Genomic DNA, 17,711 nt, shown 5'->3' with positions numbered 1-17,711 from the left:
CCGCCCTGTGGATGGCCGATCAGGACGCCGCGCGGACGGTGATCTCGGAGATGTCGGTGCGGTTCTTGCCGTCGACGGTGCCCAGCGTGGTGATCCACACCAGGACGTTGGACGTCGCTGCCGACTTGTTCACCGTGATGGTGTTGGACCCCGGCTTGAGCGGGGTCGGAGGACTCAGCTCGGTGGTGTCGTTGAGTGACGACGGCGACGAGCTCTGCGCCGACCGGATCTGCACGGCCGTCCCGGTGCTGTCGAGGTTCACGGTCACCGAGCCGACGACCGTGGGCTGCGGCAACTGCAGCAGCAGCCCGACCCCGTTCTTGAAGTTCGGGAACGGTGTCGAATCGGTGTAGGCGTCGGTGGACCACGCCGTGCCCGGATTACCGTCGATGGCCTGCCCGGCCTGACTCGGGTTGTCCGCTTCGCCCTCGGGCGAGAAGACCGTCGCCTTGCTGGGTTTCACGACACTGCCCGAGGGCGCCGAGCCTGCCGTCGCGGTGGTCGAGGACGAGGGCGCGTTGAGGCCGAGCTCATCCTTGTTCAGCCCACCGCCTACGTCGCCGAAGATGTGGTTGAGGACCGACGCCAGCACGATGAGCGCGATAACGATGACGGCGCCGCCTGCGGCCAGCCCGATCATCAGGCCTTTACGCCTGCGAGCGGCGGCCGCCTCGGCATCACCCGTGGCGGCGTACGGCCGGGCCGGCTCCGGTGTCGGTGGCTCCGGCGGGGCTTCCATCAGCTCCGTGCGGTCGGCGATGGCGGTGGCCTGCTGCAACAGGTTGAGCAGCGTGGGGGCGCTGCGGATGCCGCCGCCCTCCTGCACCGCGCGGGCCGCCGCCGCGGAAATCTGGAACGGAATGTCGCGGTCCACGGCGCGAGGTTCGACCGGCTGGCCCGTCGCGTCCCGCGCGGCGGGCTCCAGTCCACTGCGGACGCCGGACTCGGGCAGCGGCCACCGGTCGATCAGCAGCGCGTACAACGCCGCGCCGATACCGCGGATGTCGTCGTCGGGTGTGGCCTCCGGAAGGGTGGCCGGGAAGGCCAGCGCCACGTCACCCTCGATGCTCACGCGCACCCGGCTGGGGTGGTCGATGGACAGCGCCACCCCGGCGCGGTGCGCGGCCTCGGCGGCAGCGGCCAGCGACTGGATGGCCCTGGCGCCGCCGATCGGTGACGGCGACGTCGCGGCCACCTCGGCCAGCGAGCCGCCGCGGATCCACTCGGACACGACCAGGCCACCCGACCCGCTGTGGGCGACGTCGAGCACCCGGGCGATACCCGGCACGTCCAGGCGGCTGAGCTTGAGGGTGCGCGCCAGGATCTCCTGCACCTGCTCGCGCGGCATGACGGTGTCGGGGTCGACGAACGTCAGCGCCACCTGGCGGTCGAGCGCGGTGTCCAGCGCCTGCCAGAACTGCAGGTGGGGCGGGCCGCCGTGGAACACGAGCAGCCGATAGCGGCCGTCGGCGATGGTCGCGCCCGGGATCAGCTGGACGTCGTCGTCGGTGGTGGCGGCTTCGACCTGCTCGCGCGGCGGGGCGAACGACATCGGTTCGCGGGTCGGGTCGCCGCCGTAGTCGGCCGGGATCCGGGTGGTGGTGCCGTTGGCCGACGGGTCGATGACGGCGGTGACGCCGTTGGTCGGACCGCCCGACGAGGTGTCGTGTTCGCGCGTCTCGGCTGCTTCGGGCGCGTCCGAGTCGTCGGGCACATCAGGCCGGAAGTCATCGGGAGTCGGCCGCGGCAGCTTCGTCGTCGCCATGCCCTCAGGGCCGGGTGCCGGGCCGCCCGCGGATTCGTCGGTCACCGGTGGTCCTTTCCGCATCCCCGCTCCGGCAACCGATGCCGGAGCCCCACCGAAGGTGGCCGCCGGGGTTGGTGGCCACCGATGTGGAGAAGAATTCCTCTGATCAGGGTACGGGACCGCACCCGGGCGGCGTGGCTGGACGGGCAGGGCCGCAGGAGTCGCGGCTACCTCCACGCCCGGCTGCGGCGCCGCGCGGCCGAGCCGGCGACGCACCATCGCGAGTGCGGCCTGGGCCTCGGGCACGCGGGCGGCGATCAGTACCCACGCGATGATCGGGACCATGATGAGGCCGAGCGCCAGCAGCCGCAGCAGCGATCCGCCCGCACCCAGATGCGATGTCAGCGACGCCAATCCGAGTAGCCGGTCGGCGACGTGCGCGACCAGACCCGCAGCCAGTGATGCCGTGATGGTCACCAGGATGGTCCGCACGACGGGGCGGCTGACCAGATGACCGTCCGGCGGACGCAGACTGGACTGCAGCAGCACGTGTCCGACGACCGCGCCGGCCAGGAAGCCAAGCCCGTTGGCCAGACCGAGGTATCCGGCCACCATGTCGGGGTTGTCGGTGAGATGCGGGGCCACCAGTGAGCCGGCGATCTTCACCGCGGTGATGACGACGATGAGGATGATCGGCGTCCACGGCTGTTCGCGCGCGTAGAACACCCGCAGCTGCAACAGCACCATCGAGTACGGGATGAGGGTGAACGCCGACAGTGTGATCGCCATGCCCAGATAGCCGGCATCGGTTTCGCCGAAGTTGCCGTAGGCGAACAACGCGCTGCCGATGGCCGGGCCGCCGACGGTCATCATCGCGACGATCGGGATCAGTGTGACCATGGTCAGCCGCGTGGCCAGGGAGAAATCCTCGAGAATGGCCGGGACGTTGTTGGCGGCCGCGTTGCGACTGAGCCGTGGCATCACCACCGTCAGCACCGTCACGCCGATCATGCCGAACGGCAGCATCAGCACGAGCCACGTGTAGTTGTAGATCGCAGGCCCCGACGCCGCCGCGGTGCTGGCGATCTGATTGCCCACGATCAAGCCGATCTGGCTGATCAGCACGTAGAGCACCATCGCCGCGGCCATCGTGCCGAACTTCTTGAGCCGGTCGTCGATACCCCACAGCGGGCGCAGGCTGATGCGCTCGGCGCGGATCGCGACGAACAACACCGCCGTCTGGGCCACCACGCCCAGGGTCGTGCCGATCCCGAGCACGAGCAGTTTGGCGTTGCCCATGTGCACCGGGTCGACGGACAGCTCGCCGGGTACCAGCACATACAAGCCCAGCGTCAGAATCGCCACGACGTTGTTGAGCACCGGCGCCCAGGCCGGCGCGCCGAAGATGTTGCGGGTGTTCAGGATCGCCATGAACACCGAGGACAGCCCGTAGAACAGCACCTGCGGCAGCAGCAGATAGGCGAACGCCGTCGTCAGGGGATCGTTGACCTGCGGATCGCTGCCCAGCATGACCCTGACCAGCAGCGGCGCGCACGCCACCGAGAGCACCGTCGTCACCAGCAGCAAGGTGGTGGCCAACGTCACCAGCCGGCGCACGAACGCGGTACCCCCGTCGGGATCGTCGCGTTCGGCGCGGGCCAGCACCGGCACGAAGATCGCCGTGAAGGTGGCCTCCAGCACCAACGCGGCCACCATGTTCGGCAGCTGGTTGGCCACCGAGAAGGAACTCGACAGGGCCGCTCCGAGAATCGCGGCGAGCAACACGATGCGGAAGAACCCGGTGATCCGGGAGATCAGCGTCGCAAACGCCATACCCCAGGACCGCGACACCACCGCGGCATCGGAGAGTTCGGGGCGCGCGGGCGGCCGGGGCTGCGGTTTCGGCCCGGTCATCGGCGCGGCTCCTTGGTCGGCGGTTCGTCCGGGTTGAACGCCTGCGCCACCTCGATCGGGTCGGGGCGGTCCAGATCAGCCCGGTCGGGCTGGCCGCGGAACCGGTGCCACAGCCGTCGCCCGGCGAGCAGGACCAGCACCGCTCCCGCCGACAGGGTGATGAAGAACAGCACTTTGCCGTAGGCATTGGAGTGCACCGAGAGACGCACCGGGTCACCCAGCGGCAGACCGTCGACGGTTTGCAGCGCCACATCCACGGCGACCCGTTGGGTGAAGTGGACCTCGATCGGAACCCGCAGCGGCAGGTAGCCCGGCGGAAGCTCGATCACGCCCATGTCGGTGACCGTCATCCCCGGTGGGGCGTTGATCTGCAGTCGGACCCGGATGGGCACGGGAAGATCGTTGCGCAGGGCCAGCGGTAGCGGGCTGCGTTCTGTCGCGAGCGTGTACGAATCGCCGGGGTTCACCACGGTGACGGCCTTGAACATGTCGTCGACGCTGTGCGTGACGATGTCGAGTCGCTGGCGGGCCAACCCGTCGCGGGTATCCGGTGGCACCGACTGGCTCAGCGCGCGCAGCATGTCCTCCCGCAGCGGGGCGGTGTACTGCGCTCCCGTCAGTCCGGTGCGCTCGTCGGTGGTCAGCGCCGCGGTCAGGCCCCACAACCGGGCCGTCACCCCGGCGATCCCGCCGGTGATCGAGTCGTCGATACGGCTGCGCGGATTGCCCAGCGTGTCGGCGGGCCGTGGCTGTATCGGCTCGGGGGGCACGGCGTTGGCATCGGCGATCACCGCGGTCAGCGGACGGGGGATGGCCAGCCCGGCGTGGATGGTCGTGGCCACCGACGTCAGGATCGCCTGGGCGTCGTCGGGATGCAGCGTCCACATCAACGGCGGCATCAGGATCTGGGTGCGCGGCTCGGTGTCGCGCGACAAGCCCCGCCACAGCAGGGCACCCACCGCGTCCTGACGGCGTGCGGTCGCCGAGTCGTGCCGGACCGGGATGTCCATCGTCGGATCGAGGTACGACGGGGCGACCGGGTCGCTGCCTGCCCCGGCCAGTGCCGCGCCGACCGCGGGATCGAACGCCGCGGACACCAGATCCGAGCTGTAGCGCATCGGGGTGACGTTCGCGGTTTCCGGCGCGCCTGTCGCGGAGTCCTGCGCGGTGGTGTGGGCGGCCGCGATCGCAACGGTCTGGCCCTGGGCGCTGAGCAGGTCGACCGCGGGGCCGGTGAGCGGTCCGTCCCCGACGATGCTGGCACCGCGCGTCGAGGTGACGCCCAGGATCTGGTCGACGATGTCGCCCGCGCCGTTGGTGGCGATGGCGCTCAGACCCGCATCGTTGACGCGGTTGAGCGCGTCGAGGTCGGCATGCGCGTAGGTCGTCGGCGCCACACACATGCGCTGGGCGAGCCCACGCAACCGGTTCAGCCACGCTATTGCCGCGTCGCGGCCGGTACCGGGCCTGGTCCGGGTGCCGGGGCCCGTGTCGGGGGCGTCGTCGACGACATAGCCCGCGGTCATCGCGTTCACGGTCACCAGCAGATCGGGGTCGACGGCCAGGCACAGCGCGGCACGCACCTGCCCGGCCGGGTCGACCGACGGTCCGGTGGCAAAATCCACCGCGGAGAGCAAGGTGTCCAGCCGCCCGCCCGGAGCCAGGGATGTGGCCAGATCGTCGTCGATGAGCCGTACTGGAGTGGTGCCGCCGGGCGCTCCCGCAGCCAGCCGCGGACGATCGGCCAACGGCCACAACATGGTCAGCCCGACAGGCCGCGAGGTGTCGGGCGCCACCACGGAGCTCAGGGCCTCGGCGGAGGTGGCTGCGCCGTCGTCGCCCGGCCCGGCCGGCTGCTCCGAGGGCACACCGATCACCGGCAGCAGGAAGCGGGCGTCGTCGAGGCGGGCGGGTTCCCCGTAATCGGGGGTGCCGTTGACGTTGACCAGCACGGGGTACACCCCGGGCTGCTCGATCTGCAGGGACGGCTGGTCGGCGGCCCGCAGCGGGTACGACAGCGTGAACGGAACCGTCTGTCCACGAGTCATTTCCGTCGACACATTGATGAAATCGGCGACGGGGGAGAATTTGTCGAGGCTGCCACTGAGGTCGGTGCGCAACTCGGTGGACGACCCCACGGCGCGGGCATGCTCCAACCGGATCACCACATCGCGGACCGGCCGGTCTCCGACATTGGTCACCACACCGGACACCGTGACCACGGGCTCACTGGTGGTGGTCACGAGTTCGGGGGACACATGATCGATGCGCAGTTGCAGAAACGGCATCTGCCCGGGCTCACCGGCTGCGGCACGCGGCAGCACACCCGGGACCGTCACGAGCAACAGCACACTGATGACCGTCAGGATGCGCGCCGCCGTCGAGAGCCAACGGGGCATCGCCGAACCCGCGGTCACGGCCCTTGTCCGCATCCGTTCGTGCGCCGGGGAGGCTGAGGCTGACCGGAGTCGTCACGGCGGTGATTGCGGGTATGCGAATGGGTCTGGGCCCGCCTCCGCGGCGCACTGCGGGGCAGCGGCGGCAGGGCGCCCGGACCGTCGGTGTGCAGCTTGTCGATGAGTTCGCCCGCCACCTCGGCCAGTTTGCGTTCGTCGGCATAGGCCAGCCGCGACGGCAACTCGCCAAGCGGCACCCAGGCCACCTCGGTCACCTCGACGTCGTCGTCGGAGAGTTCGCCGTCCTGGAACCGCATCAGATAGTGGTGCACGGTCTTGTGCACACGCCGGCCCTCGGTGACGAACCAGTAGTCGATGCTGCCGAGGGCGGCCAGCACGGTGCCCTGAATTCCGGTCTCCTCCGCGACTTCTCGGATGGCGGTCTGTTCGGCTGTCTCGCCCAGCTCGATGTGGCCCTTGGGCAGCGACCACAGCATCCGGCCCCGGCGGTCGATCCGGCCGATCAGGGCCGCCACCTGGGTGTCCTTCGGGCCGTCGATGCCGTCGATCACCAGCCCCCCGGCCGAGGTTTCGTGCACGGTGCGCAACCGCTCGGGTGGGCGCCGTGGCCGCGGCTTGCGTTGCTTGGATTGATCTCGCGGGGTGGGCGGCTTGTCACCGCCGTCCGCGGACTCGGTGGGATGTTCGCTGGGCTGGACGGTGTGATGGTCGTTACCCGTGTCGGGCGGCCCGGCAGCACGCTGCGCACGACGTTGGCCCCGGCGGCGACTGCGGCGCCGTCGTGGTTTGGCCTGCTCGCCGTCCGACACCCAAGCGATAGTAGCTGCCACGGGGTGGCGGTCCTGCCACACTCGCCGGTAGCGGGCCCACTGAGCACACTAGGCTGTCCGAACGTGTCCGATGCCGCACCCGATGACGCCGAACTGCTGGCCCGCGCGCTGGTGGCGCTGAACCAGCACGGCGAACTGCTGCGCGGGCTGGGGCAGGTGTTCGCTGCCGGCGGCCACGAGCTCTACCTCGTGGGCGGCAGCGTGCGCGACGCGTTGCTGGGCCGCCTCGGCACCGATCTGGACTTCACCACCGACGCGCGGCCCGAGGCCGTGCAGAAGATGCTGCGCGGCTGGGCTGACGGATTGTGGGACACCGGAATCCAATTCGGCACGATCGGTGCTGCCAAGGGCGACCAGCGGATCGAGATCACCACGTTCCGCGCCGACAGCTATGACCAGGTGACCCGTAACCCGACGGTCGAGTTCGGGGACACCCTCGACGACGATCTCGTGCGACGCGACTTCACCGTCAACGCCATGGCCGTGCGGATCACGGCGGACGGCCCGGGTGAATTCTGTGATCCGCTCGGCGGTTTGGCCGCGTTGCGGGCCAAGACACTCGACACCCCGTCGGCGCCTCAGGTGTCCTTCGGGGACGATCCGCTGCGGATGCTGCGGGCCGCCCGCTTCGTGTCACAACTGGGGTTCGCGGTCGCGCCGCGCGTGCTGGAGGCTCTGCTGGACATGTCGCCCCAGTTGGGCCGCATCACGGCGGAACGCGTCGCCGCCGAACTCGACAAGCTGCTGCTGGGCATGGATCCCGTCGCGGGTGTCGATCTGATGGTGCAGACGGGGCTCGGCGCGGTGGTGCTGCCGGAGGTCGGCGAGATGCGGATGGCCATCGATGAGCACCATCAGCACAAGGACGTGTACTGGCATTCGCTGACGGTCCTGCGTCAGGCCATGGACCTGGAAGACGAGGGACCCGACCTGGTGTTGCGCTGGGCCGCGTTGCTGCACGACATCGGCAAGCCCGCGACGCGCAAGCACGAACCCGACGGTGGCGTGAGCTTTCACCACCACGAGGTGGTCGGCGCCAAGATGGTGCGCAAGCGCATGCGCGCGCTCAAGTACTCCAAGCAGATGGTCGACGACGTCTCTCAGCTGGTCTACCTGCACCTGCGGTTCCACGGATACGGCGAGGGCAAGTGGACCGATTCGGCGGTCCGGCGCTATGTCACCGACGCCGGACCACTGCTCGGGCGCTTGCACAAGCTGGTGCGGGCCGACTGCACCACCCGCAACAAGCGCCGGGCCGCGCGCCTGCGCAGCAGTTACGACGACCTGGAGACCCGGATCGCCGAGCTGGCCGCCAAGGAGGACCTGCAGCGGGTACGGCCCGACCTGGACGGCAACGAGATCATGACCATCCTCGGTATCCCCGCGGGCCCGCAGGTGGGTGAGGCGTGGCGGTATCTCAAGGAGCTGCGGTTGGAGCGCGGCCCGCTCGAACACGACGAGGCCGTCGCAGCTCTGCAGGAATGGTGGAACGCGAGGACCTGACCGTGCGTCTGATCAGTCATGGACTACTGCCTTGGCGATCCCGACGGCTCGGCCACGATATGGAGTGCCGAGCCCGCGGTCGACATTGACGGAGACGGCACACCCGACGGGATTGGCCTGGATCTCGACGGTGACGGCCGGCTCGACGATGTGATGGCCGACCTGGACGGGGACGGCATCGCCGAGCACGCGGTGCTGGACACCGACGACGACGGCCGCGCCGAGACCTATTTCACCGACGATGGCTCGGGTACCTGGGCGTTGCGCGTGGACCGCGGCGGGCAGGTGCGCTGGTTCGACCTCGACGGTGTGGAACATCCCGCCGGGCTGCCGGTCGTGGACTTCGCCGGCGACGGCACCGCCGACGATCAGCTGCTCGACATTGACGGCGACGGTCTGGCCGACCGCGTGATCTCCGGTGCCCGCGCCTATGTCGACACCGACGGTGACGGGCGGTGGGATCTCACGTTGATCGACAGCGACGGCGACGGTCTGGCCGACTCGGCAGGCACAGTGGCTCGCGGTCAGCCGCCTGATCGCACTACTGGGCCTTGACTCTGCGCTGAGGGCGTGACGCTCTCGCTGTTGTTCGCCCTCACCGCAGAGCCGACGGCTTCGGGGCGATTGCTAGTCGAGTGCTCAGCCCCGGCCGGGGCCCGGCGGACCCGCGAAGGCCTGGGCGATGGTCAGCCACTTCGCCGCGTCGGCGCCCACGGCCGTCACGTCGAGCTCGGCGGGCGCGCGACGCTGCGTGACCAGCAGGCAGAAGTCCTCGGCCGAACCCGTCACGCGCTGCTTCGCGTCCTCGGGCCCCCATGTCCACACATCACCATCGGGACCCTGCAGCTCCACCCGGAACGGCTCGGCAGGCACCGGCAAGCCGTGCAGAGTAAACGCGAAATCGCGCGTGCGCACACCGATGTGGGCGATCGAGCGCAAGCGCGCCGTGGCGGGTCTGCGCACCCCGAGCGTGTCGGCGACGTCGAGTCCGTGCGCCCATGTCTCCATCATCCGGGCCGTCGCCATCGACGCTGCGCTCATCGGCGGTCCGAACCACGGCAGCTTGCGGCCGTCGGGAACCGTCAGCAGCGCGTCGTGCAACCGGGCCCGGGTCTGGCGCCAGTCGGCGAGCAATTCGGCGGGCAGAGTGGCCGCGAGTTCCTCGGCGCCTGCGTCGACGAAACCGGTGGGATTCTTCATGGCTTCGGCCACGACGTCGCTGAACGCGGCCTCATCGGTCACGGAGATCAACGCGACCCGGTCGGTCCACAACAGGTGGGCGATCTGATGGGCGATGGTCCAGCCCGCCGCCGGAGTTTCCGTGGCCCACCGATCGGCGGGCAGGTCGGCGACAAGCGCGTCGAGTTCGTCGCACTCGGCCCGGAGATCGGCCACGATCTGCTCTGCAGTCGACATGCCGGTCAGCGTAGACGGGCCTCAGGTGCGCCGCGGCGAGGCCACCGCCGCGTGGATGCCCAGCCCCACCAGATAGACCACCGTGCCTGCCACCACCAGGCCCGGCGACTGTCCGTCGGCCGGAATCACGGCGGCCGTCACTGTGGTGGCGGTGATGAACGAGATCCAGAACAGCGCGTCCTGCACGGTGAAGACATGACCGCGCAGCGCATCGTCGACGTCGAGCTGCATCGCGGAGTCCGCGCACAGCTTCACCAGCTGGCCCGCGGCACCGAGCAGGAAGCCGCACGTGAGCATGACCGGCAGGTGTAACCCGATCGCGGCGAGCTGGACCACCGCGGCGAATGCCAGTGCCCCGTTGGCGGTGGCATAGCGACCGAAGCGCGCGATCACGGCAGGTGCGGCGACCGTGGCCAGGAATGCGCCGGACCCCGTTGCGGCGAGAAACACCACCGCTGTCCCCAGGCCCAGCCCGGCGACCTGCGTGGGAGTGTCGGTGTGCCGCACGATGACGAGCACCAGCAGGGTGTTGATCCCGAGTGCCATCCGGTGTGCGGCCAGCCCGGCCAGCGTGCCTGCGACGGTCGGCACCGACGCCACGGTGCGGGCACCGTGCACCCACCCCGTCGACACCGCGTAGACAACCGAGCCGTGGATGGTCCGTTTGCTTTCGTGCGGGCCCAGGACATGCGGGCCGAATCGCACCGACAGCCACAGCGCCAAGCCGACCGGCACCAGCACGCTGAAGATCACCACGGACGCGCCGGCGTCGCTGGCCCCGAACAGCCACCTCGGCAGCAGCATGAAGTTGGCCCCGAAGAACGCCGCGGCCGACCCGATCGCGGTCGCGACCGAATTCATGGTGACGACGCTGGCGCTGGGCACCACATCGGGCAGGGAGGCCGAGAGGCCGGACGATACGAAGCGGGTGAACCCGTTGGCGATCAGCGCAGCGAGCAGGACCGCGACGTCTTCGGCGCCGAAGGCCAGCAGCACGCCGGTGAGGATCACCAGCAGCAGCCGGCCCAGATTGGCTCCGATCATCACCAGCCGCCGGTCCCAGCGGTCCAGCAGGGCACCGGCGAACGGTCCGAGCAGCGAGTAGGGCAGGTACAGCACAGCGAACGAGCCGGCGATGGCCCACGGTCCCGCGGCCCGTTCCGGGTTGAACAGGATCGCGCCGGCCAGTCCGGCCTGGAACAGGCCGTCACCGAACTGGCTGACGGCACGTAGCTCCAGCAGCCGGCGGAACTCCGTCATGCCGCGCAGCGACCGCCACAGAGCAATGGGGGCGGCAGCGTCAACCACGGCAATCACATTCTGTTCGGGGGCTGTTCAGCCCGCGATGGGCGGCCTGTTCCACAGTACAAACTTTCTGGCCCTACAAATTGCGCACCGCGCGTGGTTGTTCGCCACGTCTCGGCGGTGCTGGTGACATGATGGACGGGTGGCGCCGTCAGAGGATCCGGAGGACTTCATCGCGCCTGCGGCGCACCGGGTACGACCGGGGACGCTCCTGCTGGCCAACACCGATCTGCTGGAGCCGACATTCCGTCGCAGCGTCATCTACATCGTCGAACACAACGCCGGTGGCACGTTGGGCGTGGTGCTGAACCGGCCCAGCGAGACCGCGGTCTACAACGTGCTGCCGCAGTGGGCCAAGCTGGCCGCCAAGCCCAAGACCATGTTCATCGGCGGTCCCGTCAAGCGCGATTCCGCGCTGTGCCTGGCGCTGCTGCGCGTGGGCATGCACGCCGACGGGGTACCGGGGTTGCGCCATGTGCAGGGCCGCATCGTGATGGTCGATCTCGACGCCGACCCGGACACCCTCGCCCCGATCCTCGAAGGCGTCAGGGTCTTCGCGGGCTATTCCGGCTGGACCATCGGGCAGCTCGACGGTGAGATCGAACGCGATGACTGGATCGTGCTGTCTGCGTTGCCGTCCGATGTCCTGATCGAACCGCGCATCGACCTGTGGGGCCGGGTGCTGCGCCGGCAGCCGCTGCCGACGTCGCTACTCGCGACACACCCGATCGACACCAGCCGCAACTGACGCGGGATCAGCTACACGACAAGGTGCAGCTGGCGCACGATCCGGTGCATCCACCGCCACTGCCGGCGGCCGATGCGGCCTCGGCCCGGGCGACCACTTTGGCGCTCTGCCAGCAGCCGGCTGCCACTGTGGCAACCGCGCCGACGACACACACCGTCACCACCACGACGCCTGTCCGCGGCTCCGCGGACAGGGCCGCGACACCGCCTGCGGCGAGCATCACCGCGGCGGCAAGCTGGGTGGGGGCCACCGCTCGCAGCACGGTGCGGACCGGATCACCGGAGTGCGGCCTGGTCAACAACCACAGACCGAGGATTCCGACGATCACGGCGACGCTCAGGCAAAGCAGCGCGGCGATCAACATGGGCCACACAATACGAGGCGGATGGGGTTCCTGTCAGGTCGGGTTCGGCTGGGTGGAACCTAGCCGTGCAGGCCCAGGAGCTGCGGCAAACCCGCTGCAGGCGCAGGTGCGGGGGCGGCCGCAGGCGCGGGCAAACCGGGTGGAGGGGCAGCAGCCGGGGCCGCGGCCGGTGCACCGGGTGCGGTTGGCGCGCCCGGTGCGCTCACCTTGAATCCGGACACGATCGCGTCGGCGGCTTCGGCGGCAGCCGACACGCCCTGGGTGGCCGCGCCGGTGTTGACCGACAGCGAAACCAGGTAGCGGTCGGGGCCGACGGTCGCGATCACATGGCGGCGCGACGTGTTGATCGTCTGGCTGTCAGCCCGGTAGCTGCCCTCGATGAACGACGACGGGAAGCCGTTGAAGTCGCCCATCGTCATGTCGGTGGTCTGCCACGCCATCTGCTGCAGGCTGTCGACATAGCCGTGGCTGATCGCTTCGGCCGGGTCGAAGTTGCCGATGAGCTTGTAGACCACGACCTGGGCATTCGGTGTGTACAGATCGGTGCTGGAGCGGTCGGCGATCACCGCGAAGGCGTCGGGGACATTCGGATCGGGCACCGTGGACCAGCCCTGCGGCATCGGCAGCACGATGCTCAGCGCCGTGAAGTTGCGGCTGACCTGGGGCTCGAGCTTGACGCCTTTGCTCTTGAAGTAGTCGGCGATGGTGCCGGAAGTGGCGGGGACGATGGCCGGGGTGGCCAGTTGCGGGGCGGCCGCGGGGGCGGCGACCGGCAGCGCGGCCCCCGGCACGCCTGGCGCGGCGACCCCTGGGGCGACGGGGCCTGCCAGCCCCGCCGGGGCGGCGGCGACGGTCACGGGCTGGGTCACGGTGGCCGGGCCTGGAGCGGGAGGTAGCGGGAGGAGCGGCTCGGCGGAGGCAGTCTGACCCGCCACGCCGATGACACCGGCCATCCCCGCGGCCAGTCCAGCTGCCAGAACCCGCCAACGGCGGGCAATCTCGATCATTCCTCGGTCCTTCCAAAGGTGGGGCGGATACTGCCCTTCCCTGCGTAGGCGCCGACTGTATCCACCGTGGCGGGTTTGCCACCAGGCACTCAACCGACCTGGAATCAACCCCTGACACGGCTGCGACGGAACCGATACCAAGCCGTGCCCTTCGGAGCGCGCGGATGGCTGGTGAGCTGGCATTTCGGTCCCGCAGCGGTCGCCTTATACCCTGTTGGGCGTGACCGAACCCGCAACCACCCAGCCAGGCGCCGATACCTCGCGTGCGGGCGAAGGCGATCTGTCCTCCTCGCGTGCGGGCGGCGATCTGTCCTCCTCGCGTGCGGGCGATACCCCGGGGCACCGCTACACCGCGGAACTGGCCGGGGAGATCGAGCAGGCCTGGCAGCAGACCTGGACGGAGCGGGGCACCTTCAATGTCGCCAACCCGGTCGGCACGCTGGCGCCGACGGACGGCTCGGCCGTCCCCGTCGACAAGATGTTCGTGCAGGACATGTTCCCGTATCCGTCGGGTGAGGGTCTGCACGTCGGCCATCCGCTGGGCTACATCGCCACCGACGTGTACGCCAGGTATTACCGGATGACGGGCCGTAACGTTCTGCACGCGTTGGGCTTCGACGCGTTCGGGTTGCCGGCCGAGCAGTATGCGGTGCAGACGGGCACGCATCCGCGGACCCGCACCGAGGCCAACATCGTCAACTTCCGGCGGCAGCTGGGCCGGTTGGGCCTGGGCCATGACACCCGCCGCAGCTTCGCCACCACCGACGTCGACTTCTACAAGTGGACCCAGTGGATCTTCCTGCAGATCTACAACGCCTGGTTCGATCCGGAGCAGAACAAGGCCCGGCCCATCGCGGAGCTGGAGGCCGAGTTCGCTTCGGGTGCACGCGTTTTGGACGACGGCCGGCAGTGGTCGCAGCTGACCCGGGCCGAGCGCGCCACGGTCATCGATTCCCATCGCCTGGTGTACCGCGCCGATTCGATGGTGAACTGGTGCCCGGGCCTCGGCACCGTGCTGGCCAACGAGGAGGTCACCTCCGACGGCCGCAGCGACCGCGGCAATTTCCCGGTGTTCCGCAAGCGGTTGCGGCAGTGGATGATGCGGATCACCGCCTACTCCGACCGGTTGCTCGAGGATCTCGACGTGCTGGACTGGCCGGAGAAGGTCAAGACCATGCAGCGCAACTGGATCGGCCGCTCGACCGGCGCGCAGGTGCACTTCGCGACCGACGCGGGCGACGTCGAGGTGTTCACCACGCGTCCGGACACCCTGTTCGGCGCGACCTATCTGGTGTTGGCGCCCGAACATCCGCTGGTCGAAAAGCTGACCGCCGCCTCATGGCCGGACGGCGTGGACAGCCGGTGGACCTACGGGGCCGATTCTCCGACGGCCGCCGTCGCCGCGTACCGGGCCGCGATCGCGGCGAAGTCCGATCTCGAGCGTCAGGAGAACAAGACCAAGACAGGTGTGTTCCTGGGTGCTTACGCCACCAATCCGGTCAACGATCACAAGATCCCGATCTTCATCGCCGACTACGTGCTGATCGGTTACGGCACCGGGGCGATCATGGCGGTGCCCGGTGGCGATCAGCGCGACTGGGACTTCGCCACCGAATTCGGCTTGCCCATCGTGGAAGTGGTTGCAGGCGGCGACATCTCGGAGTCCGCCTACACCGGCGAGGGCACCATGGTGAACTCCGACTATCTCGACGGGCTGGACATCGAGACGGCCAAGGCCACCATCATCGAGCACCTCGAGGCCGCGGGCCGCGGGCAGCGCCGCATCGAATACAAGTTGCGGGACTGGCTGTTCGCCCGGCAGCGGTACTGGGGTGAGCCGTTCCCGATCGTCTACGACGCCGACGGTCAGGCCCACCCCCTGCCGGAATCAGCTCTGCCGGTGGAACTTCCGGACGTTCCCGACTATTCGCCGGTGTTGTTCGACCCGGACGACGCGAGCAGCGAACCGTCCCCGCCCTTGAACAAGGCGACCGAATGGGTGCATGTCGAGCTGGATCTCGGTGACGGCCTGCAGAGCTACACCCGCGACACCAACGTGATGCCGCAGTGGGCCGGTAGCTCGTGGTACGAGCTGCGCTACGCCGACCCGCACAACTCGGAAGAGTTCTGCGACAAGGCCAACGAGGCCTACTGGATGGGTCCGCGTCCCGAGTTGCACGGTCCCGACGATCCCGGCGGCGTGGACCTGTACGTCGGCGGTGTCGAGCATGCGGTGCTGCACCTGCTGTACTCGCGGTTCTGGCACAAGGTGCTCTACGACCTGGGCTACGTGACGTCACGCGAGCCGTATCGACGTCTGGTCAACCAGGGCTACATCCAGGCGTTCGCCTACACCGACTCGCGGGGCAGCTATGTGCCTGCCGCCGAGGTCGTCGAACGGGACGGCAAGTTCTACTACGAGGACAACGAGGTCAACCAGGAGTTCGGCAAGATCGGCAAGAGCCTGAAGAACTCGGTCTCGCCGGACGAGATCTGCGACGAGTACGGCGCGGATACCTTGCGCGTGTACGAGATGTCGATGGGTCCGCTGGAGGCGTCGCGGCCGTGGGCGACCAAGGATGTCGTCGGCTCTCATCGCTTCCTGCAGCGGGTCTGGCGCGCGGTGATCGACGAGACCACCGGCACCGAACGTGTCGCCGAGCACGAGGCGCTCGACGACGCGACGCTGCGGATCCTGCACCGGACCATCGCCGGGGTGACCGAAGACTATGCGGCACTGCGCAACAACACCGCCGTCGCCAAGCTGATCGAGTACACCAACCACCTCACCAAGGAGGGCGTGTCGTCGCGCGATGCGCTCGAGCCACTGGTGTTGATGCTGGCGCCGCTGGCGCCGCACCTGGCCGAGGAGCTGTGGAAGCGGCTGGGCCACGACACCTCGCTGGCCCATGGGCCGTTCCCGGTCGCCGACCCGGCCTACCTGGTCGACGACACCGTCGAGATGCCGGTTCAGGTCAACGGCAAGGTGCGCGGCAAGGTCACCGTGCCTGCCGACGCGGACACGGCGGCGCTGGAGGCTGCGGCCTTGGCCGACGAGAAGGTGCAGGCGTTCCTCGACGGGAAGACGCCCAAGAAGGTCATCGTCGTGCCCGGGCGGCTGGTCAACCTCGTCGTCTGAGCTCCGAGGAGCCCGGACCGGCGAGCTCGCCGGCCACCGCCACGGTCCGGCCGGTCATCGCCAGCAGCAGCGCCTCGCCAGGTCCGCGCAGTTCGGTGCCGCTGCCGGCGGACCAATCGATATCGGTTGCGATCAGGCGCAGCCCGCGGGTGCGGCGTGCACCGCCGATGACGGGGCTGATCCGCGCATAGGTCAGCGCCGCGCGCAATCGGTCGGCAGGGATGACCCGCGGCAGGCCGAGGGGCCGGCGGATGTCCTGCTGGTGGATCAGGCATTCGATGAGTGCCACGCGACCGCGGTACAGGGCGGCGGCTCCGGACGGTTCGACACCGGCGCGCATCAGCCTCACCAACTCGTCAGGTCCGGCGTCGGCATGCTTGGCAAGTCCGTCCGCGTTGAGCCTGTCGATGTCCCAGCGCGCACGGAACATGTTGGCGGTCAGTCTCATTCGGCTCTGGCCGAGGTAGGCGACGGTGTGCGCGACGACGTCGCGCACGGTCCAGCCCTGGCACAGACTCGGGGCGTCCCACTGCTGCGGGGTCAGATCCTGTAGCAGTGCCACGAACTCCGAGCGTTCCGCGCGGGCCTGCGCGTGAACGCCCGGGTATAGCGGCATCACCCGGGCCGGACCACGATCTCGTGCACATGCCCGTCGGGTGGGGTGGTGACGGCCGTGGCGACCAGGCCCGCGACGGTTTCCGGGCGCAGGAAGTGGTCCGGGTGATACTCGCGTTCCTCGTATGCCACGAGATCGCGTTGCATGTCGGAGTCGGTCCGCCCGGGGAAGATCGACGTCACGCGCAGGGCCGGCTCGTCATCGCGCAGCGAGTCGGCGAACGCGCGCAGCGCGAACTTACTCGCCGAGTACGACGCCATGCCCGGTGAAACCTTTTGTCCAGCACCAGAATTGATGAACACCACGTGTCCGCGGGCTGCCCGCAGGGCAGGCAGCAGCGCGAGCGTCAGCGCCACGGCGCCGGTGACGTTGATCTCGAAGCTGGCCCGCCATTCCTCGGCGGACGACTCGCCGACCCGGCCGGGATAGAGCACGCCTGCGTTGTGCACCAGCACGTCGAGCTCGGCGAGCACCTCGGAGCTGGCCTCGATGGAATCCTGGTCGGCCAGGTCCAGCGGCCAGGTCGGCGCTCCGAGGCGCTCGGCCAGCGCATCGAGCCGAGCTGACGGGCGGCCGGCCAGCAGCAGGGTGTGGGTGGGTGCGAGGGCAGCGGCGATGGCTGAGCCGATGCCGCCGCCGGCCCCGGTGATCAACGCGGTGGGCACGTTGGCAACTCTACTGAGACGAGCCGGCGGCCACCGAGCC

General features: G+C 69.3%; 13 protein-coding genes. 4 read left to right on the top strand and 9 right to left on the bottom strand.

Translation table 11 applies throughout. The annotated features are described in order from the left end of the window. Positions 1–19: 19 nt before the first annotated feature. The 3 genes from murJ to RMCB_RS11675 are packed head-to-tail and all read right to left on the bottom strand — an operon-like array spanning position 20 to position 6,887. Entirely contained in the window at positions 20–3,661 is a 3,642-nt protein-coding gene (murJ, locus tag RMCB_RS11685) for a murein biosynthesis integral membrane protein MurJ (RefSeq protein WP_062828882.1), read from the bottom strand. Next, positions 3,658–6,093, bottom strand: coding sequence for a DUF6049 family protein (locus RMCB_RS11680; RefSeq protein WP_062828881.1), 2,436 nt, complete (start codon positions 6,091–6,093; stop codon positions 3,658–3,660). The genes murJ and RMCB_RS11680 overlap by 4 nt, the downstream gene beginning before the upstream one ends. Then, positions 6,075–6,887: an NUDIX hydrolase gene (locus tag RMCB_RS11675; protein WP_029371070.1), complete on the bottom strand. Its 813-nt coding sequence runs from the start codon at positions 6,885–6,887 to the stop codon at positions 6,075–6,077. Before RMCB_RS11675 ends, RMCB_RS11680 begins: the two co-directional genes overlap by 19 nt. Positions 6,888–6,971: 84 nt before the next feature. On the opposite strand from RMCB_RS11675, the gene RMCB_RS11670 reads away from it, so the two are divergent. Both RMCB_RS11670 and RMCB_RS11665 read left to right on the top strand, forming a co-directional pair. After that, a complete protein-coding gene (locus RMCB_RS11670; RefSeq protein ID WP_062828880.1) occupies positions 6,972–8,411 on the top strand; it encodes a CCA tRNA nucleotidyltransferase in 1,440 nt (479 codons plus the stop codon). Positions 8,412–8,429: 18 nt separating this feature from the next. Further along, the gene (locus RMCB_RS11665; protein WP_062828879.1) at positions 8,430–8,966 is read left to right on the top strand and encodes a hypothetical protein; all 537 of its coding nucleotides are present in this window, start codon (positions 8,430–8,432) and stop codon (positions 8,964–8,966) included. Between the two features lie 84 nt (positions 8,967–9,050). On the opposite strand, the gene RMCB_RS11660 is transcribed toward RMCB_RS11665, so the two are convergent. Both RMCB_RS11660 and RMCB_RS11655 read right to left on the bottom strand, forming a co-directional pair. Further along, the gene (locus tag RMCB_RS11660) at positions 9,051–9,827 is read right to left on the bottom strand and encodes a TIGR03084 family metal-binding protein (RefSeq protein WP_062828878.1); all 777 of its coding nucleotides are present in this window, start codon (positions 9,825–9,827) and stop codon (positions 9,051–9,053) included. A gap of 21 nt (positions 9,828–9,848) precedes the next feature. Beyond that, positions 9,849–11,135, bottom strand: a complete 1,287-nt coding sequence (locus RMCB_RS11655) for an MFS transporter (RefSeq protein WP_062828937.1) — start codon at positions 11,133–11,135, stop codon at positions 9,849–9,851. Between the two features lie 139 nt (positions 11,136–11,274). On the opposite strand from RMCB_RS11655, the gene RMCB_RS11650 reads away from it, so the two are divergent. Beyond that, a complete protein-coding gene (locus tag RMCB_RS11650) occupies positions 11,275–11,880 on the top strand; it encodes a YqgE/AlgH family protein (RefSeq protein ID WP_029371065.1) in 606 nt (201 codons plus the stop codon). 7 nt (positions 11,881–11,887) lie between these two features. Here RMCB_RS11650 and RMCB_RS11645 read toward each other — a convergent pair whose 3' ends face one another. After that, positions 11,888–12,244, bottom strand: coding sequence for a hypothetical protein (locus RMCB_RS11645; RefSeq protein WP_029371064.1), 357 nt, complete (start codon positions 12,242–12,244; stop codon positions 11,888–11,890). Between the two features lie 59 nt (positions 12,245–12,303). Continuing rightward, positions 12,304–13,251, bottom strand: a complete 948-nt coding sequence (locus RMCB_RS11640) for an LpqN/LpqT family lipoprotein (RefSeq protein ID WP_062828877.1) — start codon at positions 13,249–13,251, stop codon at positions 12,304–12,306. A gap of 280 nt (positions 13,252–13,531) precedes the next feature. On the opposite strand from RMCB_RS11640, the gene leuS reads away from it, so the two are divergent. Then, positions 13,532–16,390: a leucine--tRNA ligase gene (leuS, locus tag RMCB_RS11635; protein WP_062828935.1), complete on the top strand. Its 2,859-nt coding sequence runs from the start codon at positions 13,532–13,534 to the stop codon at positions 16,388–16,390. Here the strand turns inward: leuS and RMCB_RS11630 are convergent. Together RMCB_RS11630 and RMCB_RS11625 are read right to left on the bottom strand one after the other, a co-directional pair. After that, a complete protein-coding gene (locus tag RMCB_RS11630) occupies positions 16,374–17,006 on the bottom strand; it encodes a maleylpyruvate isomerase family mycothiol-dependent enzyme (protein WP_062828936.1) in 633 nt (210 codons plus the stop codon). The two genes, leuS and RMCB_RS11630, sit on opposite strands and share 17 nt — an antisense overlap. Next, positions 17,006–17,671 (bottom strand): SDR family oxidoreductase, encoded by a 666-nt coding sequence (locus tag RMCB_RS11625; RefSeq protein ID WP_062828876.1) that lies wholly within the window; start codon positions 17,669–17,671, stop codon positions 17,006–17,008. Before RMCB_RS11625 ends, RMCB_RS11630 begins: the two co-directional genes overlap by 1 nt. Between the last annotated feature and the right edge of the window lie 40 nt (positions 17,672–17,711).

The organism is Mycolicibacterium brisbanense (assembly GCF_001570425.1).
Classification (GTDB): domain Bacteria; phylum Actinomycetota; class Actinomycetes; order Mycobacteriales; family Mycobacteriaceae; genus Mycobacterium; species Mycobacterium brisbanense.
Note: the sequence above shows the minus strand (reverse complement) of the source record. Positions and strands in the feature narration are given on the sequence as shown.

Coding starts and splice junctions, on each gene's coding strand:
- RMCB_RS11660 (WP_062828878.1), bottom strand. CDS start 9,827: ATGTCGACTGCAGAGCAGATCGTGGCCGATCTCCGGGCCGAGTGCGAC.
- RMCB_RS11645 (WP_029371064.1), bottom strand. CDS start 12,244: ATGTTGATCGCCGCGCTGCTTTGCCTGAGCGTCGCCGTGATCGTCGGA.
- RMCB_RS11665 (WP_062828879.1), top strand. CDS start 8,430: ATGGACTACTGCCTTGGCGATCCCGACGGCTCGGCCACGATATGGAGT.
- murJ (WP_062828882.1), bottom strand. CDS start 3,661: ATGACCGGGCCGAAACCGCAGCCCCGGCCGCCCGCGCGCCCCGAACTC.
- RMCB_RS11640 (WP_062828877.1), bottom strand. CDS start 13,251: ATGATCGAGATTGCCCGCCGTTGGCGGGTTCTGGCAGCTGGACTGGCC.
- RMCB_RS11680 (WP_062828881.1), bottom strand. CDS start 6,093: ATGCGGACAAGGGCCGTGACCGCGGGTTCGGCGATGCCCCGTTGGCTC.
- RMCB_RS11630 (WP_062828936.1), bottom strand. CDS start 17,006: ATGCCGCTATACCCGGGCGTTCACGCGCAGGCCCGCGCGGAACGCTCG.